General features: G+C 61.3%; 17 protein-coding genes. 12 read left to right on the top strand and 5 right to left on the bottom strand.

All coding sequences use genetic code 11. From position 1 onward, the window contains the following. Window positions 1-61 precede the first annotated feature (61 nt). The 3 genes from DX905_RS05110 to DX905_RS05100 all read right to left on the bottom strand — a co-directional run bounded on the left by DX905_RS05110 (window position 62) and on the right by DX905_RS05100 (window position 6540). Window positions 62-3163 carry a TonB-dependent receptor domain-containing protein gene (locus DX905_RS05110; RefSeq protein WP_240320726.1) on the bottom strand — a complete coding sequence of 1034 codons (3102 nt, stop codon included), beginning with the start codon at window positions 3161-3163 and terminating at the stop codon, window positions 62-64. Between the two features lie 131 nt (window positions 3164-3294). After that, complete coding sequence (locus tag DX905_RS05105) at window positions 3295-4866, bottom strand: MGH1-like glycoside hydrolase domain-containing protein (protein WP_116090393.1); 1572 nt, start codon at window positions 4864-4866, stop codon at window positions 3295-3297. A 48-nt stretch (window positions 4867-4914) separates the two neighbouring features. Next, on the bottom strand, window positions 4915-6540 hold the full coding sequence (locus DX905_RS05100) for a GH35 family beta-galactosidase (protein WP_240320725.1): 1626 nt from the start codon (window positions 6538-6540) through the stop codon (window positions 4915-4917). A 234-nt stretch (window positions 6541-6774) separates the two neighbouring features. Here DX905_RS05100 and DX905_RS05095 point away from each other — a divergent pair, with 234 nt between their 5' ends. The 3 genes from DX905_RS05095 (at window position 6775) to DX905_RS05085 (ending at window position 10784) form a co-directional block, all read left to right on the top strand. After that, window positions 6775-7779 (top strand): GDP-mannose 4,6-dehydratase, encoded by a 1005-nt coding sequence (locus tag DX905_RS05095; RefSeq protein ID WP_116090391.1) that lies wholly within the window; start codon window positions 6775-6777, stop codon window positions 7777-7779. 145 nt (window positions 7780-7924) lie between these two features. Continuing rightward, window positions 7925-9223, top strand: a complete 1299-nt coding sequence (locus tag DX905_RS05090) for a UDP-glucose dehydrogenase family protein (protein ID WP_116092337.1) — start codon at window positions 7925-7927, stop codon at window positions 9221-9223. 175 nt (window positions 9224-9398) lie between these two features. Beyond that, the gene (locus DX905_RS05085; RefSeq protein WP_162875471.1) at window positions 9399-10784 is read left to right on the top strand and encodes an exopolysaccharide biosynthesis polyprenyl glycosylphosphotransferase; all 1386 of its coding nucleotides are present in this window, start codon (window positions 9399-9401) and stop codon (window positions 10782-10784) included. A 140-nt stretch (window positions 10785-10924) separates the two neighbouring features. Here DX905_RS05085 and DX905_RS05080 read toward each other — a convergent pair whose 3' ends face one another. Continuing rightward, window positions 10925-11392: a polysaccharide biosynthesis/export family protein gene (locus DX905_RS05080; protein ID WP_205412197.1), complete on the bottom strand. Its 468-nt coding sequence runs from the start codon at window positions 11390-11392 to the stop codon at window positions 10925-10927. A gap of 210 nt (window positions 11393-11602) precedes the next feature. On the opposite strand from DX905_RS05080, the gene DX905_RS05075 reads away from it, so the two are divergent. The 7 genes from DX905_RS05075 to DX905_RS05045 all read left to right on the top strand — a co-directional run bounded on the left by DX905_RS05075 (window position 11603) and on the right by DX905_RS05045 (window position 20207). After that, entirely contained in the window at window positions 11603-12358 is a 756-nt protein-coding gene (locus tag DX905_RS05075) for a metallophosphoesterase (RefSeq protein ID WP_116090388.1), read from the top strand. Between the two features lie 187 nt (window positions 12359-12545). Further along, a complete protein-coding gene (locus tag DX905_RS05070) occupies window positions 12546-13187 on the top strand; it encodes a hypothetical protein (RefSeq protein WP_162875470.1) in 642 nt (213 codons plus the stop codon). Window positions 13188-13259: 72 nt separating this feature from the next. Next, window positions 13260-14582: an outer membrane beta-barrel protein gene (locus DX905_RS05065; protein ID WP_116090386.1), complete on the top strand. Its 1323-nt coding sequence runs from the start codon at window positions 13260-13262 to the stop codon at window positions 14580-14582. 14 nt (window positions 14583-14596) lie between these two features. Further along, window positions 14597-16843: a GumC family protein gene (locus DX905_RS05060; protein ID WP_116090385.1), complete on the top strand. Its 2247-nt coding sequence runs from the start codon at window positions 14597-14599 to the stop codon at window positions 16841-16843. After that, window positions 16827-17531, top strand: a complete 705-nt coding sequence (locus tag DX905_RS05055; RefSeq protein WP_116090384.1) for a hypothetical protein — start codon at window positions 16827-16829, stop codon at window positions 17529-17531. Before DX905_RS05060 ends, DX905_RS05055 begins: the two co-directional genes overlap by 17 nt. Further along, the gene (locus DX905_RS05050) at window positions 17528-18916 is read left to right on the top strand and encodes an O-antigen ligase family protein (protein ID WP_116090383.1); all 1389 of its coding nucleotides are present in this window, start codon (window positions 17528-17530) and stop codon (window positions 18914-18916) included. Before DX905_RS05055 ends, DX905_RS05050 begins: the two co-directional genes overlap by 4 nt. A 49-nt stretch (window positions 18917-18965) precedes the next feature. Next, window positions 18966-20207 (top strand): glycosyltransferase, encoded by a 1242-nt coding sequence (locus tag DX905_RS05045; protein ID WP_116090382.1) that lies wholly within the window; start codon window positions 18966-18968, stop codon window positions 20205-20207. A gap of 360 nt (window positions 20208-20567) precedes the next feature. Here the strand turns inward: DX905_RS05045 and DX905_RS05035 are convergent, their stop codons facing one another. Continuing rightward, window positions 20568-21425 carry a hypothetical protein gene (locus DX905_RS05035; RefSeq protein WP_162875469.1) on the bottom strand — a complete coding sequence of 286 codons (858 nt, stop codon included), beginning with the start codon at window positions 21423-21425 and terminating at the stop codon, window positions 20568-20570. A gap of 288 nt (window positions 21426-21713) precedes the next feature. Here DX905_RS05035 and DX905_RS05030 point away from each other — a divergent pair, with 288 nt between their 5' ends. Both DX905_RS05030 and DX905_RS05025 read left to right on the top strand, forming a co-directional pair. Further along, window positions 21714-22589: an FkbM family methyltransferase gene (locus tag DX905_RS05030; protein ID WP_162875468.1), complete on the top strand. Its 876-nt coding sequence runs from the start codon at window positions 21714-21716 to the stop codon at window positions 22587-22589. A gap of 171 nt (window positions 22590-22760) precedes the next feature. Beyond that, window positions 22761-23477: an FkbM family methyltransferase gene (locus DX905_RS05025; RefSeq protein WP_116090378.1), complete on the top strand. Its 717-nt coding sequence runs from the start codon at window positions 22761-22763 to the stop codon at window positions 23475-23477. The last annotated feature ends 1 nt before the right edge of the window (window position 23478 follow it).

The following is a 23478-nucleotide window of genomic DNA, read 5'->3' as shown; positions in this document are numbered from 1 at the left end:
GTCCAAAAAAAAGGGAGACGCTTGGTAGCGTCTCCCCCAGGGAGGATGGATGTAGTTCGCGTCAGAACTTCACGACCGCGCCGAGGAAGAATTCGGTACCGATCGAATCGTAGGTTGCCGGATAGGTATTGGCGCGGACCTGGGCGCTTCCGATCACCGGCGGTTTGTTGGCGAAGACGTTGTTGGCGCCGCCGAAGATCTGAATGTTCTTGAACACGTCCGCGTTGAACGAGAGATCGATATAATTGCGGTCGCTCTCCACCGGATGCGACAGATCGGCGAGGTTCGGCGCTGTGGCGCTGCCCTGGCGGTGCGGCACGATATAGCGATCGTCCGTTACCTTGCCGACATAGCGATGGCGCACGCTGAAGCTCACGTCGCCCAGATCCCATGTGACGCGGGTCGTGCCCTTCCAACGGGGAAGCGGCTCGCCGCAGGTCTGGCCGAAGGCACCCGCGCACTTGTTCTTGATGCTGGGGAAGGCCGCAACCGGGGTCGAGGTGAACTCCTTGAGATACGTCCAGTCCGACCCGAAGGACAGCGAGCTTGTGCTCTTGCCGAACACACCGAAGCCGAGCGGCTGCGTGTAGCGAACCACGAAATCGATACCCGACGTCTTCAGCTGGCCGGTATTGGCGGCCAGAACCTGCGCTGGATATTGATCGGTGATCGAGCCGCTGTTCGGATCGCGCTTGATCGCCCGGCAGAACTCGCTGTTGGCGTCGTGCAGCACGTTATAGCAAAGATTCAGCGTATTGTTCAGGCCGCCCCCGAGCAGCGAGATCGCGCCGTCCAGCTTGATCTGGAAATAATCGACGCTGACGCGCAGGCGGGGGATGAAGGTCGGCGTGAACACCGCCCCGAAGGTGATCGTGTCCGACTTTTCCTCGCCGACGTTGGGATTGCCGCCCTGGTCGACCGGGAAGAAGGTGTTGGGCTGCACCGCTGCGGTGAAGACCGCTGCCGCCGGCACGCCCGTCGCGACGCAGGTCGCACGGACTGCCGCCGTCTGTTGCGCAGTCGGCTGCCGGGCTGAGCAGGGATCGGTCGCGAGCGGATTGGTGCGGTTGAGGCCGCCGTACAGCTCGTTGACGTTCGGTGCGCGGATCGCGCGCTGATATTGGCCGCGGAAGGTGATGTCGCTGATCGGCTGCCATTCGCCACCGGCGAGGTAGGTCCAGACGCCGCCTACGCCCTTCAGGTCATATTTCGAATAGCGGAAGGCGCCGTTGACGGTCAGCGACCGGAAGAAGGGAATGTCGGCGAGGATCGGAACACGCAGTTCGCCGAACACCTCCTTGGCGCTGATGCTGCCTCCCGTCGGCAAGCCGGCATTGAAGCCGACCACGTCGCCAGACGAGAGGTACTGGTCGGGCCGGAACAATGCGCCGTTCTTGCGCCACTCGGCGCCGAGGTCGAAGGCGATGTCGCCGGCCGGCAGCTTGAACAACTTGCCGGTAACCGTCGCTGCGGCGACCTGCTGGGTCGCCTGGGTGGTATTGGTCGCGGTGACCGAGATCGCCTTGATGCAGGCGGCCGAGATATTCTGCCCGAACACGTTGCAGAGCGGGTTGCTGGTGGCGTTGGGACGCAGCAGCGCGGTCTGCAGCGCGCTGCGCGACAAAGCGTTGTTCAGTTCTTCAGTGAAGTTGGTGCGCGCGTAGCTGTAATAGACGTCGTACGACAGATCGCGGATGCCGCCTTCGATCAGGTCGCCGAAATCTCCCCTGACACCGAACGCCCCGCGGAAGACGTTGCGCCGCTGAACTGCGGTACGAGGGCCTACCTCCTGATAGCGGCGGCCGAGCGTGACCACCGCGAGTCCGTCATTGGCGGTGGTGGTGCGTGTGACGGGGCCGGAGGAGACGCTGATCGTCCCCGTCTCAGCCGCATCGAGCGTCCGCAGCACGTTCTGCAGGCCCGCCGTCAGATAGGGATTGTTGGTGTTGAGCAAAGTCGACACGCCGACATTCGACGGCGCCAGCTGCGCCACGACCTCATTCTGCGAATAATGCAGTTCCATATAGCCGGTGATGCCGGGCGTGAAATCATAATGGCTGAGCGCGTTGATCATGTACCGCTTCTGCGGGATGATCAGATAATTATCGGGCGCCAGATTGTAGCGATCGGCCGGATCCAGCGCGACGCGCGGCGTCGTGCCCGTGTCGTTGAAGGTCAGGCCGAAGCCGCCGATGCCGGTCAGGCCGGCCGCGGTGTAAGCCGCCTGCAGCGCCGGGCTGGCCGCGCCGAACGTCGGAATGCCCGAAATGCGGCTGTTGGGAATATCGCCCGAGCCCCCGAAAATGTAGCCTGGCTGGCCGCCGGCGGTGCGGCAGGTCTGTCCGCCCGGCACGACGAATGGCGTGCCAACGTGCGTGGTTGGATCTTCCGAACCGGGCACCGTGCAGCCATCGGCCAGCGCGACCGAAGTGAAGCCGCCACGATCGCGCCGGGTGATCGGATCGCGCTTCAGATAATTGGCGGAAATCACCGCATTGCCGCGACCGTCAGCGAAATTGCCGCCGAAGGTCAGCGTGGCATCATAGGTCCGCGCATTGGTCGGCGAATTGCCGTTGATCTGCGCGCGCGCCTCGACGCCCTGGAAATCGTCGCGCAGGATGAAGTTCACGACGCCAGTGATCGCGTCCGAGCCGTAGACGGCCGAGGAACCGCCGGTCACGACCTCGGTCCGCTTGATGAGCGCGCTCGGAATGGTGTTGATGTCGACCGTCTGGTCGGGCCCGGAAATGGCATAGCGGCGGCCATTGACCAGCACCAGATTGCGGGTCGCCCCGAAGCCGCGGAGGTTGAGGTCGGACTGGCCGGCGCCCTGGCCCGATACGGTCGAACCGCCGGTGGGCGAGGCCACGAACTGCGGCGATTGCGCGAGCAGGCGCTCAACGTTGACGGTACCTGAAAGCTGAATGTCTTGTGCGCTGACGACACTGACGGGCGTCGGCGCGCTAAAGCCTTCTGCGGCGAGGCGCGAACCGGTGACGACGACCTCCGCTTCGTCGCTCGGGCCCTGCGCGGCAGCGGCAGGTGTGGACGTGCTCGCGGTCTGCGCGAATGCCGGGCCGCTGCCCCAATAAGCCATGAATGCCAGCGCGGCGGCGCCGCCCCACAGGCGCGCACGGGTGCAAGTATGAACAGCGTTTTGCATTGAGCTTCCCCTCTCTGGCGGGACCGGTTTGACCGCTCCCATATTATGGGACAGCATTTTACAAGATGAGAGGATTGCGTCAACTCTATTATGCGCGAAGCCCACCGTCGGACGCGTGCGGCGCTAGCTCGTCAGAGGGCGATCACCTGATTGGCTGTGATCGTGACATTCCGCGGCGATCGACCGGGTAGCCGCAAAAGGAGCGGCTGCGCCTCAGGCTCGATGCCGACCAAGGCGCGCGCGGCGCCCTGCTTGTCGGTGATGAGCCGCGCCGCCCCGCCCTCCAGGCGCGCGATTGCCTTGCCCGAAAGCTGAAGGTCGGCGCCGCCGGACGCATAGCGCATCGTCACGTGCGCGCCCGTATCGGTCCGCATCGCCATGCGCGCATCGCGCGCGGCCGGATGTCTCGGTCGGACATTCCAATGAAGGCTGTCTGGCTCTTCGGTAACCCCGACAAGTCGCCAGCTATAGTCGACCATCACCAGCGCCGCCGGGGAGTAGCCGGGCTGGTCCGCGCCATGGGTGAAGACTCCGCTGACCGGGTCCATTTGCTGGTGGAAGGTCGGGTCGCGCTGCAGCGCCTCGCACCAGCGATCCATCATGATCGAGAATTCGGCCGAGCGGCGATAATGATCGAACCAGCGTCCCGCGCGCAGCGCGGTCAGCGCCTGTGCAGCCCCGCCCCACGAATTGGCGGGGATCGGCCGCACGAACTGCGGGTCGTCCAATGCGATCGAGGGTAGCGGGTAGGGCGTCCAGAATGCCTGGGGATTGTGAAGCTGGCGTGCCCACAACTGGTCGAACAGGCGCTGGTCGACGACATGCTCGCCGCAGACGCGCGTGAGGATGTCGCTGCGAACGCGGACGAACTGGTTCTGCGCATCCAGGTCATAGAAAGCCGCATCCTCGGCCACATAAAGCTGCTTCAGGATCGCGTCGCGCAGATCGTTGGCGCGCGTGTCCCAACGATCGGCGTCGCCACGCCTGCCCAGCGCGCGCGCCATATGCGCCAGCGCGCGGCGGCCGCCGTAGACGGTCGCCGAAAGATCCGGGCACAGGCGCGGCAGCGAGGCGACCGGATGATGGGTTCGCGCATCCTTGTTGGGGCATTGATTGGGCATGCCCTTCCAACGCGGACTGTTGTCATGACCGGTATCGTAGGTGCAGAAACCTTCGATCAGGCCGCTACCGCGGGTGTTGCGATAGCGCATCAGCCAGGCGTCCCAGGCGGAGCAGCCGCGATAGGCGGCTTCCAGCAATTCGCTGTCGCCGGTGGCGTGCGCCAGCTCCCACGCCGTCGCGGCAATCGGCACGACCATCTGGATCTGGCCGAAACTGGTCTCGGCTATCTTGTTATTCGCGGGCAGCTGGCCGTCCGCCCGCTGCAGTTCGAAGAAGGTCAGATGGCTGTTGCGCGCCACGTCGGGCCGGAACTTGCGGTAGACCAAAGCTTCGTGGGGGCCGCATTCCTGCCAGATGCCTTGATAGACGGAGCCCTCGATCAGAACCGGCTTGCTGACATAAGGAAGGGTACGGACATTGGCGGCGAGGACGTTGAGCGCTGCGTCATAGGTCGACTGCCAACGCGAGTTTCCCGTCGAAAAGGTCGGTGCGTCCCCTGCGGGTTGAGCAACCGCAATTCGGCTTGCGCCTACCAACGTGACAGCGGCGCTGCTGCCGGCTAGAAATGATCGTCGGTTCATGTGCCCCTCGCCCTGTTTACGCCGTTCGGTGTCCGCGGGGACGTCGGCTTAATGGTAGCGGTATAGCTTGACGCGCTGGATGGTGAAGCTGCCCGCCGGAAGGCGGATATGCCGCCCCTGATGTGTCTGGTCGCCGTTGAGCAGGCGGCCGGGAAGCCATGCCCCAGCGGCGTCGAATCTGCCTTCCCACGCGCTCTCGATCCCCGCGCGCGCCGCACTGTCCCCGGCTGGATCGAATGTTACCGTGATACCCTGCCCGGCGATGAGGAATTCCTCCGAGCCAATCTGGATGATCATGCCGGCCGCAGTGGGGATCCCGCCCGGCTTCGCCGGGTCTGCGAACGTCGCGGTAAAGCGATAATCGCCGATAATCTCGGTGACGGGATCGCTGATGATCGTTTCATCGTAGAGTAGCCGCGGCTTGAACGCCGCCATACGGTTCAGGCCCTGGGCGCGCAGGATATAGGGGGAAAGCTGTTGTAGCATCCCGTAAGCCTCGCCAAGCGCGCCGGGATTGTCATCGCCGGATTCGATCGAGAACGGCCCGAAGCCGATCGCGTCGAGCTTGCCGAAGGCATAGAGGGCGTTGGCGGGAACGTCGGGCCGATCGAAATTGTTCGCTTCCGGCACGAACAGCGGATTGTCCGTCCGCTTATAGCGGCTCGCGAGATCCACAAAGTTCGGAAAATAGATATCGGGCGCGAGCAGGTCGAGGCTTGGCGCACCGGCTTTCCAGATATCGAGCAGATGGGGCAGGGGCCCGCCGCTCGGATATTCCCCGGGCGCCCGGCCCGGCCGGTTGAGCGCGACATTGGCATAGATTGGCAAGGGATAAGCGGCCTTGCCTGACGCGGTGAGGGCCTCCGCGAAGCGCGCATAATGCCAGCCCGTGAAAATCTCGGCTGCGGCGTCCCCGGCTCCGAACAGGTCGCTCCAGCTGCCTTGCGTTTTTGCGCCATGCGCCTCCCAAAGCTGCTTCATCTCGGGCACGAGTGTCGCGCGATGGCCGGTGAGGTAGGCGGTCAGTTCAGCCGGCACCGGAGCACCGAACGCTTTCTCAGCCGATGGTCCATAGTCACGGGCGGCCGGCAGCATGCCAATCTCATTCTCCACCTGCACCATGAGCACCGTATTGTGGCGGTCGTCGACCTGCCGGATATGGCCAAGCATGGCCGCGAAGGCGCGCCGGTCGGCCTCCAGCGTTGCGGGCGCGAAGGCGGACAGGATGTCGACACTCTGGCCGTTAGGTAGGCGCGCACGCGGAAAGCGCTTAATGTCGCGCTTCACCCATGCCGGCGGGTAAGTCGACATGCTGTTCTTCCAGGCGCCGAACCACAACAGTACGAGTTTCAGATCATTGGCCCGCGCATTTGCCAGGAGAGAATCGACCGACGACCAGTCGAACACACCTTCGCGTGGCTCGATCAACTCCCATGAAACCGGCGCCAGGACGGTGTTAAGGTGCATTGCCCGCAGCTTGGCCCAGTGGGGTGCCATGTAGGCGGCGCTTGACGCACTGGAATTGCCGAGCTCGCCTGCGATCAGCAGCATCGGTTTACCTTGAACGGCAAGCTGCACGGCCGATCCCTGGCGGATCAGGCGCGGCGGCTCGGCGGAGGCGCCGCCCGCATGAAGCCAAGCGGCTGCCAAGATCGTGCAAAGGCGCTCCATCATTTCCTTCATCCCATCGCCGTGCAGCCCATTCATCCGTCCGATCGAGCTGAAATCCGTATCGGCCGCCGAGCCGTGGCCTGACAATGGCTCTCATACAAACAACCGGTGCTGGCTCCGACGGGTCCTGCAAGATAAGGGTCGGAGGGTCTTCTGAGGCCAAGCCGTTGTTGTTCGCAAAGGCGATATGCCATAGCGAACGGCAGCGGGCGCCAGTGCTTCCAACCACGAGGTTTTATGGCGATCTTGGTTACCGGGGCGGCCGGATTTATCGGCTATCACACCTGCCGCCAGTTGCTGGGCCGCGGCGAGCATGTCATCGGGATCGACAACCTCAACGATTATTATCCCGTCAAGCTGAAGCAGGACCGCCTTGCTGATTTGAGCTCGGATGTGCGCCACGCCGATCGCTTCAAATTCCTGGAGATCGATTTTTCCGAGGCTCGCGCGCTGAAAGATAGGCTGGCGGGCTTCGACATAGAGAAGATCGTCCATCTCGGCGCGCAGGCAGGCGTACGCTACTCGCTGTCAAATCCTGCGGCTTATGTGCAGTCGAACCTTTCAGGGCATGTAAACATGCTGGAAATCGCGCGCGAGCGCCGCGTTGCGCATTTCGTCTATGCGTCATCGTCGTCGGTTTACGGACAGACCGGCGAGCTGCCGTTCCGGGTCGAGAACCGCACGGATTGGCCGATCTCCTTATATGCCGCGACCAAGCGTGCCGACGAGTTAATCAGCGAAAGTTACGCGCATCTCTTCCGGCTGCCCCAAACCGGGCTACGCTTTTTCACCGTTTATGGGCCATGGGGCCGCCCCGACATGGCGGTGTGGATGTTTACCGACAATATCCTCAAGGGAGAGGCGATCACCCTCTTCAACCAGGGCAAGATGCAGCGCGATTTCACCTATATCGACGATATCATCTCCGGCGTGATCGCGGCGTTGGATGCGCCGCCGCCGGACGATGGCAAACAGAAGCCGGGCGGAAGCCATTCACCGCACCGCATCTACAACATCGGCAATAACCGTTCCGAACAACTGGAAACGCTGGTCACGACGATCGAAACCGCCTGCGGCCGCAAGGCGGTCCGTGATTATCAGCCGATGCAGCCCGGCGACGTCACCGCCACCTATGCAGACATCTCGGCAATCCAAGACGATTTGGGATATCGGCCGACCACGCCTATTTCCATGGGGATCCCCCGCTGGGTCGAGTGGTTCCGGACATATCACCGGGTTTGATCCGCCGGAGACCCGCCCCAAGCGGATCCGTTGTCCTGAGATAAAGCGGCTGCTGCACTGCAGAATCGGCGGTTAACTTTCCCCCCCGTTTGTGGTCAAAGGCGCGCGCCATCCCCTTCAGACTAACAAAAAGGCATATCTTTTCATGCGCATTGCAATGATCGGCACCGGTTATGTCGGCCTCGTGTCCGGCGCATGCCTATCCGATTTCGGTCATAATGTCGTCTGCGTCGACAAGGCGGAGGAGAAAATCGCCGCACTGAAGCGCGGAGAAATGCCGATCTTCGAGCCCGGCCTCGCGGACTTGGTGGACAGCAATGTCCGGGCCGGCCGACTGACCTTCACGACCGATTTGGCGGCCGGAGTTGACGATGCGGATGCGGTGTTCATCGCCGTGGGAACACCATCGCGCCGCGGTGATGGCCATGCCGATCTGAGCTATGTGTTCGCAGCCGCGCGCGAGATTGCCGAGCATATTAGCAAGCCATGCGTGATCGTAACCAAGTCTACGGTTCCGGTCGGTACTGGGGACGAAGTCGAACGGATCGTGCGCGAGGTCGGCGCAGAGGCCTGGGTGGTTTCCAACCCGGAATTTCTCCGCGAGGGGGCAGCCATCGAGGATTTCAAACGGCCGGATCGTATCGTCATCGGCACCGAAGATGCGGACGCTATTGCCGTGATGCGCGAGGTTTATCGCCCGCTGTCGCTGAACCAGGCCCCGCTGATGTTTACCGGCCGTCGTACCGCCGAGATCATCAAATATGCCGCCAATGCGTTTCTCGCGACCAAGATCACCTTCATCAACGAGATCTCCGATCTGTGTGAAGCGGTCGGGGGCGACGTCAAGGACGTGTCGCGCGGGATCGGGCTCGACAATCGCATCGGTCCCAAATTCCTCCACGCCGGCCCCGGCTATGGCGGATCATGCTTTCCGAAAGACACACTGGCTTTGCTGAAGACGGCGCAGGACAATGACGTCGCGCTGCGCGTCGTGGAGTCCGTCGTGCAGGTAAACGAAACCCGCAAACGCGCCATGGGGCGCAAGGTCATCAAGGCCGTCGGTGGCGATGCACGCGGCAAGATAATCGGCGTGCTAGGCCTCACCTTCAAGCCGAATACGGACGATATGCGCGACGCGCCCTCGCTTGCGCTGATCCAGGCGCTGCAGGATGCGGGCGCGGTTGTGCGGGCCTATGATCCGGAAGGCCTCGAGCAGGCCCGGCCGCTTCTTAAGGACGTCGAGTTTCATGGGGATCCCTATTCGGTTGCCGAAGGCGCCGACGCGCTCGTCATCGTCACCGAATGGGACGAGTTCCGCGCGCTGGACCTGAAGCGGATAGCCTCGATCTTGAATACGCCCATTCTGGTCGATCTGCGCAACATCTACCCGCCGGAGCACGTGGAGCGGGCAGGGCTGGCGTATACAAGTGTGGGCCGGGGATAAGCGTAATATGGGCTGGGGTGCTTCACTGAGGCGCCGGCGAAAGCTTGCAACTTGTTCCGCAACCGCAGCGAAGAACGTGTTAGGGTGCCGAATATCTGCCGATTTGGATTTGCTCAGCGCCTAGCTTATGGCGTCGAACAGTCCAAAATGGTGGCATTGGGGAAGCATGGCTACCGTGGCCGACAATCTTATCGCAAGGCTGAGCGGCATACGGGACCGTGCTCGTACCTCGCGTAAGTCCGTGTTGCGCTGGCGCTTGTTCGAAATGCTCGCGGCCGGGGATGTGATCGCGGTGTTCGGCGGGATGGCGGTCGCATCCGCCTTTCGATTGCACGATGTCTGGTCGGAACAGACGGTCAAGATATTGCTCGTGCTCATCCCCGTTTTTGTAGGGCTTTCGCTGAACAACCGGGCATATGGCATCGCCGTTCTCGAAAATTGGCGCCTTGGAGTCCGGCGTTCTCTGTCATCGCTCGTCATGACAGGATTTATCGTCGTCGGTATCGGCTTCGCCCTTAAAGTGAGCTCGGAATATTCCCGCCTGGCGATCGGCGTCGGCTTCGGGATTTCGGCAGCCCTGCTCGTTCTGTTTCGATATCTGGTAAAGCACGCCGTAACCTGGCTTACCGCCGATGGCCTCTATGAAGAGGTTGTCCTATGCGACAATGTCGCCGCAATCGCGCGGCCGGGCACGAAGATCCTTCATGCCGATGCGCTGGGGCTAAAGCCTATTCTGACCTCCCCGCAAATGCTCGATCGGATTGGCAAGGCGCTGCGGTCCGCGGATCGCGTGGTTGTCGTCTGTGAGCCTGGCCGCCGCCGGGCGTGGACGCTCGCGCTGAAGGGCTTGGGAACGAATATCGAAGTGCTGATCCCCGAGGTCGAACAGCTGGGTCTATTGTCTACCTCTTATTATGGCGATCAACTGACGGCGGTAGTCGCGCAGGGACCGCTCGGCGCGGGGGACGAAATCGTCAAGCGCTGCTTCGATCTGGCAGCGTTATTTCTCGTCTCCCCGATCTTTCTCTTGGTGACAGCAGCCGCCGCACTGGCGATCAAACTTGAAGACGGCGGTCCGATATTCTTCGTCCAAAGCCGGATCGGTCGGGGCAACCGCCAGTTCCGGATGTATAAGTTTCGCAGCATGCGCGTCGCCGAACATGACGCCCAGGGACATCAGTCTACGAGGCGCGACGACGATCGGGTTACGCGGGTGGGGCGCCTGCTTCGCAAAACTAGCATCGATGAATTACCCCAGCTCTTCAACGTGTTGAAAGGGGATATGAGCATCGTTGGCCCGCGTCCGCACGCGGTTGGCTCGACTGCCGGCGACGCCCTGTTTTGGGAAGTCGATGAACGTTATTGGTTGCGCCACGCCGCCAAGCCTGGGTTGACCGGGCTTGCCCAGGTACGCGGCTTCCGGGGTGCAACCTCGACAGCGGCGGACCTTACCAATCGCATTCAGGCGGACCTCGAATATCTGTCGGGATGGACGCTGACGCGGGACCTGCGCATCTTGCTGGCGACGGTAAGGGTCATCCTCCACCCCAACGCGTTTTAGCGAGCGTCCTACGCCGACCGCTGGCAACGGCACCAATTAGATCGATGAGCAGCAGTCCAGCTTCTATCCTCAGGTAGGGGGAGGACGGTCTCAGCGTTGGGGCAGCCGAGCCCAATCATCGCCCGGCGGATGTCCAGCGCTCAGAAGATGCGTTCAGGTACGCGAATGATGTCACCAGGCATGATCACGTCGTTGGGCGCGACCCGCTGCTCCTTCTTCTCAGGATCGGACGCGCGGATTACCATCGCACGATCCTTTTTGCCGCGGTACGTATAGCCACCGGCAAGCGCAATCGCATTGAGCACCGTCATACCGCTGACGTAGGGATATTTGCCGGGCTCCTTAACCTCGCCGAGAACGTAGAAGGGCCGGTAGTTGAGCACTTCGATCGCGACGGAAGGATTCTGTAGATAACCTTCTTTGAGCTTGCCGACGATGATCGCGGTCACCTCAGGGATCGACCGCCCCTGCACATTGATCGCGCCGATCAGTTGCAGATTGAGCGTCCCGGAGCCGTCGACCTCATATTCGCCGGATAGGGTTTCTTCATTGAACACCGTAATCCGCACCTTATCGCCCGATCCCAGGCGATAGGCGCCGGGGTCCACTGCGGCGACCGCCGGTCCGGCCGGGGAACTAGGGGCCGAAGCAAGTTCAGTCTTCGTTGCGGGCGTGCTCTGTGCGACTGCAGGAGCTGCAGCGCCTAACAAGCTGGCAAACAGTGCCAGCGACCCAATAACTGCTTTCATCCCCATGATCCGATAGTCCTAATTTTTTTGCACTAACACGCAGCGGCGTTCATAAGCGCGGACACCACCATGCCAAAACGCTTTTTCTTTCGCCGGCCCGTCGAGGTCGTAGAAGAGCATCGCTTGCCCGAGGGTGAACGTGTTTACGCTGTCGGCGATATTCACGGCCATCTCGATTGCTTGCGGGCTATGGAAGAGCGCATCGCGGCTGACCTGCGCGACTACCAGCCAACATCGAGCGCGACGGTGATATTCCTCGGTGATTATATTGATCGCGGCTTGGCCTCGCGCGATGTCATCGAGAAGCTGCTGCCGCGGCGATTTGCGGGGCTTCCCGCCCGCTTCCTGCTCGGGAATCATGAAGACGCGATGCTGCACTTCCTGTCGAGCCCGCGCGACGGAGCGGACTGGCTCAGTTTCGGCGGCACGGCAACGCTGGCCAGTTACGGCGTGTGGGCGGGCGGAGCGCCCAGCGCTTCGCTGATGCCCGCGCTCGCGCGTCAGCTCTCCGAGCGCCTGCCGCCCTCGCACCTTGAGTTCCTCCAAGGTCTGGAATTGTCCATCCTGATGGGGGGATTTTTGTTCGTTCATGCGGGTGTGCGGCCAGGCCTCCCCCTCGCCAAACAGTCGCGGCGTGACCTGCTGACCATTCGCGATCCTTTCCTCGCCAGCACAGAGTTGCTGCCATGGCGGGTTGTACATGGGCACACCATCGTCGAAAACGCCGTGGTGGCGGCGAACAAGATTTCGCTCGATACAGGTGCTTACGCCACGGGGCTACTCTCCTGTGCAGTGATCGAGGGAGCGGCGGTTCGGCTGTTGTGATCGCAGTGCAACATAAATGCGAAATCCGCAAAACGTAGATTAAACCATTTACTCCAGCCTGCTTTGTGGTACCGAGTAGGACAGTAACGCCACCATATGTGGCAGTAATGGGGATCGAGGTGTGACCATGGCCATTCTGAAAGTTAGCGGCACCCCTCTCAAGCGTGCGGCCCTCTTGGGCGCTGTGATGTCGGCATCGATCGCCGGCATTGCCTGGGCTCAGGTCCAGCCTTCGGCACCGGCGGGCGTCGCTGTTACCGCCGACACGGTGGCGCAGATCCAGGCGGCCACGACGCCCGAACAGGTTAATGACCTTATTGCGGCAGCCAGCGCGAACATGACGCCGGCGCAGATTGCGCAGCTGGTTCAGGCGGCGGTAGCTGCCCACCCGACCTTCGCGACCTCCATCGTTTCGGCGGCTGCTGCCGCGCATCCTGAAGCGGTCAATGAGATCGCCGTCGCGGCGGTTGCTGCGCTTCCGCCATCGCAACAGGCTGCGGCTGCGGCGACAATCGTGGCCGCGGCTGCGACCGCTGCCAACGTAAGCGTTGACTCGGTTGCTACCTCTGTGGCGGCGAACAACGGCAATGTTGCTCCGGCAGCCGCGCTTGCATCGGCTGCGCAGGATGTTTCGCCGACGCAGCTGGCCGCGCTTACCGATAATACAGTACCTGCGGCGCGTGATTCGCTGGTTACTTCGGTTCCGACCGCGAGTGCCGATCAGACGCCTTCGGCGGCGACTGACGCGACGACGACAGTTCCCGACACGACGGCTCCCGAGCCGCCAGCGACGGACCCGTCGAAGGGCAATAGCGGTAGCCCAGCCTAACTTGATGATCGGCCGCGATCGGCGGCCGTATTGCCGGGTTTATATTTGCAGCTTTTATATTGGGGGAAGCTGATGCGCTTCGCGACCTATCTTGCGGCGTCGACCGCGTTCATTCTTGCGTCCTCTGCCGTTGCACAGACGACGGACACGGCTCCGGTCGTAAACAACACGGTCGTCACGCAGACGGCTCTTCCCACGCGCACCGCGTCGCAGGTGCTGCAGGATGACGACGCTGCTCGCCGGGCGTTGGAGCCGGTCGGGGCGCGGTTCGGATCGTTCACGCTGTTTCCCAAGCTGGAAACGCAGCTGATGTATAACGACAACATCTATGCGTTGCAGAATAAGACTGACGACTTCATCGCCCGGATAAGTCCCCAGGCCGATCTTCGCGGCGATTTCGGGACGGTCACGACCGCCTTGCGGGCGGCAGTCGATCGCTATCAATATTTCGACAATACGTCGGAAAACCGCACCGATTGGAGCCTCGGTGGCAATGCCCAGGCAGAAGCTCGGCGTGGTCTCTTCATCTATGGCGCAGGCGGCTACAGCAAAGCGCACGAGGATCGTGGCGATCCCAACGCGTCTTATACGGACCGCGATCCCACCAAATATAACCTCACCGAGGCGGGTGCCGGAATTTCGTCCGATATTACGCGTTTGTCTTATGGTCTGGACGCGTCTTACCGTAAGTATAATTTCGCGGATAACCGCCAGATCAGCGGCGCGATCGTTAATAACGATGACCGCGATCGTAGTGTGTCTCGCATAGCCGGCCGCGTTGGCCTCGAGCTGTCGCCTGGCTATCGCGTGCTGGCGCGCGGCTCGTATCAGAAGATCGGCTATGATTTGAATTTCGACGACGCCGGCTACAACCGTGACTCGAAGGAAGTGCGCGGCACGCTTGGTGTGCAGTTCGAGCTGACACGACTTCTGCAGGGCGAAGTGTTCGCCGGTTATCTCAATCGGACGTATAAGGATCCGCGCTTCTCGGATATCAGCGCCCCGGTATTTGGCACCAGCCTGACGTGGCTGCCGACGCCGCTTGCCACTGTGCGTCTCAATATCGATCGGACGGTGCAAGAAACCGTCGTGGCCGGCTTCCGTGGGTTTGTTTCAACCTCCGGTTCGCTGTCGATTGATTATGAGGTCCTCCGGACATTGATCCTCACTGCCGATGTCCGTTACGGGCATGACGATTACCGCGGAAGCCGGCTGGTTCCGACGACGCGCAACGACGACAATTATGGCGCTTCGGTGGGCGGGCGTTACCTGTTCAATCGCAACCTTTACGGCGGCATAACCTACGATTGGTCGAAGAAGTCTTCGTCATTCACGGGGCCAGGCCTTGAGTATAATCGTAACCGTATTACCGCGACGCTGGGGCTTCAGCTCTAAGGAAGTTTAGTACCATGTATATGCCGTCGCTGGCCGGTTCCACCGGCGTGGTTGAGCGCGAGCCCGGAAGCGGCATTTTCGGGAATGACAATCCTGGGATCGATCTTAGCGGATTGATTCTATTCCTGAGGCGTCGCTGGAAGGTGATCATCGGTACCGCGATTGTGGTCGCGATACTGACGACCCTTGCTCTTCTTCAGGTCAAGCCGCGCTATTCCGCGACGGCGTCGGTTGCGGTACAGACCCAAAAGACCCAAGTGGTCAACATCCAGGACGTGATGTCCGGCCTCGCGCCGGACCAGGCGACCATGGAGACCCAGGCGTCAATTCTTCGGTCACGCAGGCTGGCGGGCCTGGTCGTGGACAAGCTCCACCTGGATCAAGAGCCTGAATTCAATCCGGCGGTGCGCAAGCAGGAAGCCTTCTCCCTCCTCAATCCGGGTACATGGTTCGGAACGCGTAAAGAGGCGGCCAAGCAGGAGTTGTCCCCGGTTGAGGCAGCCCGGCAGCGCGCTAGCCTGGTAGGCCGGGTTGCCGGCGCGATCACGGTGGCGGCGGTTCCGCGTTCCTATGTGCTTACTGTGACGGCGACATCGCAGTCTCCGCAGCTGGCGGCCCAGATCGCGAATACGCTGGCAGATATCTATATTACCGACGGCATCGCCGCCAAATATGATGCAACCAAGAAGGCGTCCGCCTATCTCGCACAGCGCGTCGATGAACTGCGCTCGCAGGCTGTTGCTACCGATCGCGCCGCAGAAGGTTATCGCGCGCGGGCTGGCCTGGTCGGCTCCGACCAAGGCTCGACTATAGCAAGCCAGCAAATGTCGCAGCTCAATTCCCAGCTCATCACCGCACGAGCGGAACGCGCCGCGAAAGAAGCGCAACTTCAGCAGCTGCGGCGACTTCGCGCCGGCGGTGGAGACGGCGGCGTTGAGGCATCGGGTGCGATCCTTCAGTCGCCGCTGATTCAGCAGCTGCGCAGCCAGGAAGGCGAAGTCGTCCGCAAAATCGGCGAGCTGCGCTCTACCTATGGCGAGCGGCATCCGAAGATCATCAACGCGGAAGCGGAGCTTCGGGATCTGCGCGCGAAGATCAGCGATGAGGTTGGTAAAGTCGCGGCTTCGACTGCGAACGACGTTGCGATCGAGCGTGCGCGTGAATCGACGCTCGCCTCGAGCCTAGGGCAGGTCGAGAATGCGGTCAGCGCCGGCGGTACCGCAGGTGTGCGCCTGCGTGAACTCCAGCGCGAGTCTGATGCCAACAAGTCCATTTACGAAGTGTTCCTGAACCGCCTCAAGGAAACCAACCAGCAGGTCGATCTGCAACAGGCCGATGCGCGGGTCGTGTCGGGCGCAGACATCCCGCTCTCTGCCTCGTTTCCCAAGGTAAGCCAGACGCTCGCCGTTGCGATTTTGCTCGGTCTGCTGGGCGGTGGCGCTTTGGCGTTCGCGCTCGAGCGGCTCGACAATACGGTGCGAAGCGCGAACCTGCTTGAAAACATTGGTGGCGGGGCGACGCTGGCGTTCCTGCCGACGATCAAGACCGGCCTCGAGCGTCCGGAAGATATTGTTCTTGAGCGCCCGGCTTCGATGGTGCCGGAGGCGTTGCGGACATTACGCAGTTCGCTCGCTCTCGCCGACGTCGATAATCCGCCGCAGATGGTGATGCTTTCCTCGTCGGTCCCCGGCGAAGGCAAAACTTTCACGAGCGTTGGTTTAGCGCGCGTCTCGGCTCAGGCGGGTGCGAAGACCATCCTCCTCGATTGCGACACGCGCCACCCGCGGGTTCACAAGGCACTTGGGTTCGAAAATGAGATCGGGTTGGTCCAGGTTCTCAGCGGCGCGTCCACGTTCGAGGAGGCATTGTACCTCGACGAAGCGACCGGTCTGCACGTGCTATCGGCGGGCAAGGGTGCGGTAAATCCGGCTGACATGTTGCGCTCGGATCAGATGATGCGCCTGCTTCAGCGGCTGCGTAACGAATATAAATTCATCGTCATCGACTCACCGCCCTTCGCGCCGCTGACCGACAGCCAGATTCTGGCCAAGGTGGTCGATAAGATGATCCTGGTGGTCCGTTGGGGCGAAACCCCGCTGCCAGTCGTCCAGGCGACGATCAGGCAGCTGCGGCGCGTGGGCGCGCCCTTGGCCGGTTCGGTGCTCAGCCAGGTGAACGTGTTGCGCCATGCCAAGTACGGCTTCGGCGACTATGGCTACCATTATTCCAAATATAGCGAATATTATGGTACCGCGAGCTAGCCTCGCCGCGATCCTGTTCCTTGTCCCGTTTGTCGCTCTGCTGGGCTGGTTGAGTACGACGTCAACCGTCGCCGTCTTTACCACCCTTCCTTCAAGCGAGAGCATAGCGTCCGCCGAAGGCCAGGTGGCGATATCAGCCGATCAGGCCCGTGCGGCAGCGGCTGCTAACGTCCGCGCCGCACCATGGTTCGAGGGGTCCCGGTATCGCCTCCATGCCGCGCGCGCGCTACTGGCGCTGCCCGCGCCGCTGCGCACGCGCGAACTGCCCCGGGTCGAGCAGCTGACCCGTGCCTCCCTCAGGAGCGCGCCGATGTCGGCTTATGGTTGGACCTTACTGGCATTCCTGCGCTTCCAACGGGGCGACATTCCCGGCGCGACCCGGGCGTGGGAGATGTCGGTCATGGTCGGCCGATATGTCCCCAATCTGATGCAGTCGCGCCTTCTGCTGGGCATGAAGATCGCGCCATACGACCGCAGCCTCACCGCCTCAGTTATCGATCAGGTGCGCGTCCTGGCCGAAGGCGATCCGGCTTCCTTGGCGCAGGCGGCGCGCCGCGGCGGTGTCGAAGCACCCGTGCGCGCCATCCTCGCCGGCAGCGAACAAGCCGCCGCCTTCGAACAGGCGACCAAGGCGTGGGTCGCCGGGGCGGGCGCGCGGCTTAAGCGCCAGGCCGAGGCGAAACCTTGACCAAGATCGTTTGGCGCACGCTGCTTGCGCTGCTCCTGCTCATTCCCATTCCGCTGGGCAGCTTCCGCGCAGGGCCATGGAGCATCGCCGGCATCGTCGTCGCACTGCTCAGCGTGGCCTGGATGGTTCTGGTCGCAACCGGGCGGCTCCGCCTATTCTGGCGTGTGTGGCTGTGGCCGCCGGCGGTGATGTTCGCGGGCGTGGTGCTATGGATCGTCATTCAGATCGCGTGGCCGGCCCCCCCCGGCCTCGCCCACCCGATTTGGGACCTGACGGCCGCCACATTGGGCAGCCCGGTTCACGCCCGCATCAGCGCCGATCCTGAAGCCGGCTGCGCCGCGCTGATCCGCCTCCTGTCGGCAGCCATGATCTTCTGGCTGGTCCTGCAATTCACCCGCGCGCGTGAGCACGCGATTGAACTGGTGCATTGCTTCGCGGTGGCCGCTGCGGCGATCGCGCTTTACGGCCTGGTGAGCTTCATCACCGGCAATCATTATCTGCTCTTCTACACGCGCTGGGCCTATCTCAACGATGTCACCGGCACATTCGTCAACCGCAACACCTACGCCACCTTTGCCGGCCTCGGCCTGCTGGCGCTGGTGACCCTGTTCGTCGACACTTATCGCCGCGCGTTCCGCGAAACCGACCCGACATTGAGCTGGATCGGCCGTCGCCAGGCGGCGATGGCGGGTTGGCCCACCGCCTATCTGGTCGGCGCGCTGATCGACGCCATGGCGCTGTTGCAGAGCCATTCGCGTATGGGCTTCCTGGCGTCCCTTGCCGGCTTCGTCACCTTGCTCCTGCTGCTCAGCCTGTCGCGCCAGCTGCGGGGGCGCGGATCGATCGTCGTCATCGTCATTCTCGTCGCCGGCGCATTCTACGCCAGCGGCGCCAATACGTTCGACCGGATCGCCGCCGGTGAGACGAGCGGCCGACCCGCGCTGATCGCACTCACCCGCAGCGCCATCGCCACCGCGCCGCTCATCGGCAGCGGCTATGGCAGCTTCGAAACTGTGTTCCCGATGTATCGCGACACGACCTTGCCGGGGCAAAATTACGAGATGGCGCACAGCACCTATCTCGAACTCGCCATGGAAATCGGCATCCTGGCCGCGGTCGCTATGGTGCTGAGCCTGCTCTGGTTCACCCTGATCGCCCTAGTCGGCGTGTTCCGGCGCGAGCGCGATCGTTCGCTGCCGGCGATCGCGGTGGCGGCGTCTGTGCTCGTCGCGGTTCATTCGATGCTGGATTTCAGCCTGCAGATCCCCGGCGTGCAATATATCTTCGCAGCGTTGCTGGGGCTGGGGGTGGCGCAGGCATTCCCGATGGCTGAATCAGCACAACGCCCGAACGTACCGAGAATGAAAGTGCGTGAGACGCGGTAGGCGCGGCGGGACGGGATCTAGCGGCGGCGGCGATGAGGCGCGTAACCACATGCAGATAAAGATTTTGCACCTTATCGCATCGGCCGACCCGGCGACCGGCGGCCCGATCGAAGGGATATTGCGTCAGGAAGAGGTCACGGGCGGCTATGGCAACGCGGCAATCCGTGAGATCGCGACCCTAGACGCGCCGGGGCAGCGGTGGGCTGCCAACTACCCGGTCGCGCTGCATTGCCTGGGAGATCCGGGCGGTCGAGCCTCGCGCCACAATCCGATCGGCTGGTTTCTGCGCCATTATGGATACACGCCACGGTATATTCCCTGGCTGCAAACGAACATGCATCGGTTCGACGTCGCCATTGTCCACGGTCTGTGGAACTATTGTACGTTTGCCGCCGCGCAGGTGCTGCCGAAAAGCGGCTTTCCTTATTTCGTCTTCACCCACGGGATGATGGATCCGTGGTTCAGACGTCGTTACCCGCTCAAGCACATCGCCAAGCAGATTTCGTGGACGTTGGTCGAAGGGCGGCTGCTACGGCATGCCCGGAGCATATTGTTCACGACCCAGGAAGAGCGCCTGCTCGCGCGGAAGAGTTTCTGGGGGCATCCGTATCGTGAAACCGTGGTGGGTTATGGCACCGCATCCCCGCCCGACAGCGATCCATCGGCTTTCGCGCGATTGATCGATCTCTATCCGCACTTGCGTTCGCGTAAGTTCCTGCTGTTCCTTAGCCGGATTCATGAGAAGAAGGGCTGCGACGATCTGCTAGTGGCGTTCGCGGCAGTCGCGCGCGATTTTCCGGACGTAGACCTGATGATCGCTGGCCCGGACCAGCAGGGACGCCAGCCCGCGCTCGTGGAGCTTGCGGCAACCTTGGGGATCGGCTCGCGCGTCCTGTGGCCGGGCCCGCTTTACGGCGCGGAAAAATGGGCGGCCTACCGCGCGGCGGACGCATTCGTGCTGGCGTCACACCAGGAGAATTTCGGGATCGTCGTGGCGGAGGCGCTGGCCTGCGGCACCCCGGTGTTGATTACCGACAAGGTGAATATTTGGCGCGAGGTTGAGGCGGCCGGCGCCGGTATCATTGCGCACGATGATCCGCGATCCGTGGAACAGCAGCTGAGACAATGGCTTGCCCTTACGCCGGAAGCCCGCGCGGAGATGCGCGCAGCGGCCGAGCGGCTGTTCAAGGAGCGGTTTTGCATGGCCGAGATCGCCCCCGGTATCTTGCGAAATATGCGGATTATCCTAGAGGAAAAAAAGGTCCATACTGGAAGTATCGGCGCCGGATAACGGTCATGCTCGCGTGGAGAGGTATATGACGACCAGATTTGCTATATTGCTGGCATTCAATCTGGCGGAGCTTGGCATCCTTTGGGGCCTCGCACGGATGTTGTGGCAGATACGTGCCGTCCAATCAGAACTGGGTATCATGGTAGGTGAGGCGACCCGTGGGATCGTGGACCGGACGCAGGAACTGCATCAGATGATTGGCGAACTGCATCAGCATCAGGCGTCGGAGCGAAAAAGTGTGTTAGCACCCGAGGCAGACACTAAGGCATCTCAGGGCCCGTTAGGCCTCTCCGCGTCGGAAATGCCTGTTCACACGGCTACGTAGCGTTGCTTGGCCGGCACTAGTACGCTCACGCAGAATTACAGCTTCTTGAGTTTGACCACGCTATATGGAAGCTGATGGATTCCGGTGATGGCCGAGGTGTCCGGAAGACGGTCCTTTGAATCGATCACCTCGCGGGCAGCCTGTAGATAGTCTTGATCTACCTCCCAGCGGCGCTCCCGGCCGCCTTCCAGCCAGGAAATCGCGCCCTGTCCTGCGAGGAAAGCATCGAAGACAAATTCGATCTTTGGGATCGCCATTCCCCCATGCGCCATCTCCGGGAACGCTGTTAGACTAAGGTCGTCGTCAAACAATATTACGTTAACTCCCGCCTTGGATGATTCCAGCGTTCTGCGGACTTGGTCTATGTGGTCGTCGAAGTATGCGAGAGCATTAGACATATCGACGGTGGCCCAGTCGTATGTGGTCCAATCGGCCTCAACGAACTGAACGCCGGGATGTGCGAACAGCACGCGAGACATGTCGATATCGAAACTTATCGTAGTCGCCTTCGGGGCGCCTTGCGCAAGTGCCCACGCGCTCGCGCCTTGAAAGCTCCCGCTGTCTATGATGGCTGTGGGCTCGATTGAACGCGCCATTAGGAAAAGTAAGACCATGTTATTGAAGCGGCTTCCGCCTTGTCTCGTGCGGAAAGGCGAATTGAGATAAGCGTTATAGAACTGCTCAACCGCGGCGGCCGTGTCGAACTCAGCAAGGCTTTCGAAAAGCGTCTGGCTTCCCTTCCAGTCCTCAAACCTTGCGGCGATCCTACGGCACATTTCAGTAATGTATGGCCCATCGGCCAGCCGGGCCGTAAAATCAGGTCCAACCCGTTGTATTCCTAAACCTACCTGCCCAAGAATTTTGTTAGTGAGGCGAAAAGCACTGGTGAGCATAACTAGTCCCGGTCAATTTGATGATCACCATGCAGTGAATTACCATTATGATCAAGAAGTTCACGAGTGCCTAGAGAGCGTTACTGTCGTATGGCGTGATGGGCGGTAGGCCGCGGGCAACCCCAAGGCCGTTGCCGGGTCGAGATAGGCTCGGGCGGGGTGGGCATCGACCCGCCTTGATCAACGAATCTTTCCAGCCGCTATTCGCGCTGTTAGGAGAGATCTTTCTGCGCCGCGCTTGCCAATTGCGTTCCGGTGCCGTGCGTTAGGTCGATCGGGGAACCGCAAGTGAGCCTTAAACTATTCATCCAGCGGCATCCGCTTCTTGCCAATGTGATCGGGGGCGACACCGGGCTATACCGCAGATATCGCAAGCGGAAAGAAGCAGTATTCTACACTAGTATGGCCCGTTTGGCGCAGCGGATCGACGCCGACGTAAGTGTGTCACTGCCGAACTATGGAGGATCCTTTCTGACGCCGGCGGAGTCCGCGCTGCTTGTTCGAATCGCCCGATACGGGGACTACGAGCCCGATGTCCTGGCGGTCCTCATCGCACATCTTAAGCCAGACAGGGATTTCATCGACGTCGGCGCCAACATTGGGCTTTTCGCCGTTGCCGCGGCCTCGAGATTAACCAGCGGTCGGGTCTTAGCGATCGAGCCGACGAGTGGCGCCTTTAATCGGCTTCAGCAAAATATTGAACGTAATAAAGCAGCCAACATTATGGCAATTAAGACTGCGGTGTCCGATCACCAGGGATCGATCGAGATCCGCCAGATTGTGGGGCGGGAGGAATATTCCACAATTGGGACGATGACCCATCCGTCCGTGGTAGATGCCGGCGCGCAGGTTGTGACCGAGCGCGTCGGCATGACGACAGTCGATGCGCTGGTGGTTGAGCATGGGCTGCGCCCTGGGCTTATCAAGGTTGACGTTGAGGGTGCCGAACTTAACGTCTTTAAGGGTTCCTGCGAGACACTTCTAAAGTGGCGACCTGTGATTATCTCGGAAATATCGGAGAAGATGCTCAGTAGTTTAGGTGGAAGCCGCGACGATCTGGTTTCGTTTATCGAACAGCAGAATTACAACGTCTATAGTATTGAAGATCATGTCGCCGATCCGAGAGGAAGAGATGGCGATATTGTATGCATTCCTAAGGACTAATATTCTGGTTCTGCCCCTTCGAGTCCGGTCCCGCTGGGCTGGGCGAGGCGTCCAAATCAGCTGCGCGCCAGACAGGCGACGGAGGCCCCCGAACGCTGCGAGGTATAGTCATAATCAAGCGAGACATGCGCTGCTGATCATGCCACTCGGATCGCCAATGCCGGAGGACAAATGTTAGAGAAGTTTGTGCATAGATTGGCGCGACGCCTTGGGGTCAATCTGTCTCGATATACTGTCGTAAGTGACCAGTATGAGCTGCTGACTTATTGGGGGCAGCAGTGTCAGGTGGACACCCTAGTCGATGTGGGCGCTAACGTCGGGCAGTTCAGCCTCCGAATGATCGACGCCGGTTGGACTGGATCAATACTGTCGGTAGAACCACTGTCGAGCGCTCATGCCAAGCTCGTGGAAATGGCGGCGCTTACCTCAAGATGGAAGGTAGCAGCTCCAGCAGCTCTTGGCGCGACAGAAGGTATTGCGACAATCAACGTGGCCGGTAATTCGCAAAGCTCCTCGCTGCTTCCGATGCTTCGGCGCCACGAGCAAGCTGCGCCTGACTCGAGTTACGTCAGAACTGAAACGGTTGCGGTCAAAACGTTGCCGCAGGTGCTTACTGAAGCGGGTCTTTCCGGACGTTTTATCTTAAAGCTGGACGTCCAGGGCTTTGAGGGCGAAGTTTTGAAGGGCGCCGCACCCGTCCTTGATCGATGTCCGATAGTATTTACCGAAATGTCGCTTCAGCCATTGTACGCCGGGGAGCCCTTGTTTTACGAACTGAGTGCGACACTTATCGGCATGGGCTATCGATGTGTAAACATCAAACCTGGCTACTTCGATCAGAACAAGCGAGAGGTCGTACAGGTTGACGGAACCTTCGTCCGAGACTGAG

The sequence above is a fragment of the Sphingomonas crusticola genome (genome assembly GCF_003391115.1).
Lineage (GTDB): Bacteria > Pseudomonadota > Alphaproteobacteria > Sphingomonadales > Sphingomonadaceae > Sphingomonas_I > Sphingomonas_I crusticola.
This window is presented reverse-complemented; position numbering and strand designations above follow the sequence as displayed.

Coding starts and splice junctions, on each gene's coding strand:
- DX905_RS05055 (WP_116090384.1), top strand. CDS start 16,827: ATGGTACCGCGAGCTAGCCTCGCCGCGATCCTGTTCCTTGTCCCGTTT.
- DX905_RS05105 (WP_116090393.1), bottom strand. CDS start 4,866: ATGAACCGACGATCATTTCTAGCCGGCAGCAGCGCCGCTGTCACGTTG.
- DX905_RS05075 (WP_116090388.1), top strand. CDS start 11,603: ATGCCAAAACGCTTTTTCTTTCGCCGGCCCGTCGAGGTCGTAGAAGAG.
- DX905_RS05045 (WP_116090382.1), top strand. CDS start 18,966: ATGCAGATAAAGATTTTGCACCTTATCGCATCGGCCGACCCGGCGACC.
- DX905_RS05090 (WP_116092337.1), top strand. CDS start 7,925: ATGCGCATTGCAATGATCGGCACCGGTTATGTCGGCCTCGTGTCCGGC.
- DX905_RS05095 (WP_116090391.1), top strand. CDS start 6,775: ATGGCGATCTTGGTTACCGGGGCGGCCGGATTTATCGGCTATCACACC.
- DX905_RS05025 (WP_116090378.1), top strand. CDS start 22,761: ATGTTAGAGAAGTTTGTGCATAGATTGGCGCGACGCCTTGGGGTCAAT.
- DX905_RS05065 (WP_116090386.1), top strand. CDS start 13,260: ATGCGCTTCGCGACCTATCTTGCGGCGTCGACCGCGTTCATTCTTGCG.
- DX905_RS05110 (WP_240320726.1), bottom strand. CDS start 3,163: ATGCAAAACGCTGTTCATACTTGCACCCGTGCGCGCCTGTGGGGCGGC.
- DX905_RS05035 (WP_162875469.1), bottom strand. CDS start 21,425: ATGCTCACCAGTGCTTTTCGCCTCACTAACAAAATTCTTGGGCAGGTA.
- DX905_RS05070 (WP_162875470.1), top strand. CDS start 12,546: ATGTCGGCATCGATCGCCGGCATTGCCTGGGCTCAGGTCCAGCCTTCG.
- DX905_RS05060 (WP_116090385.1), top strand. CDS start 14,597: ATGTATATGCCGTCGCTGGCCGGTTCCACCGGCGTGGTTGAGCGCGAG.
- DX905_RS05100 (WP_240320725.1), bottom strand. CDS start 6,540: ATGATGGAGCGCCTTTGCACGATCTTGGCAGCCGCTTGGCTTCATGCG.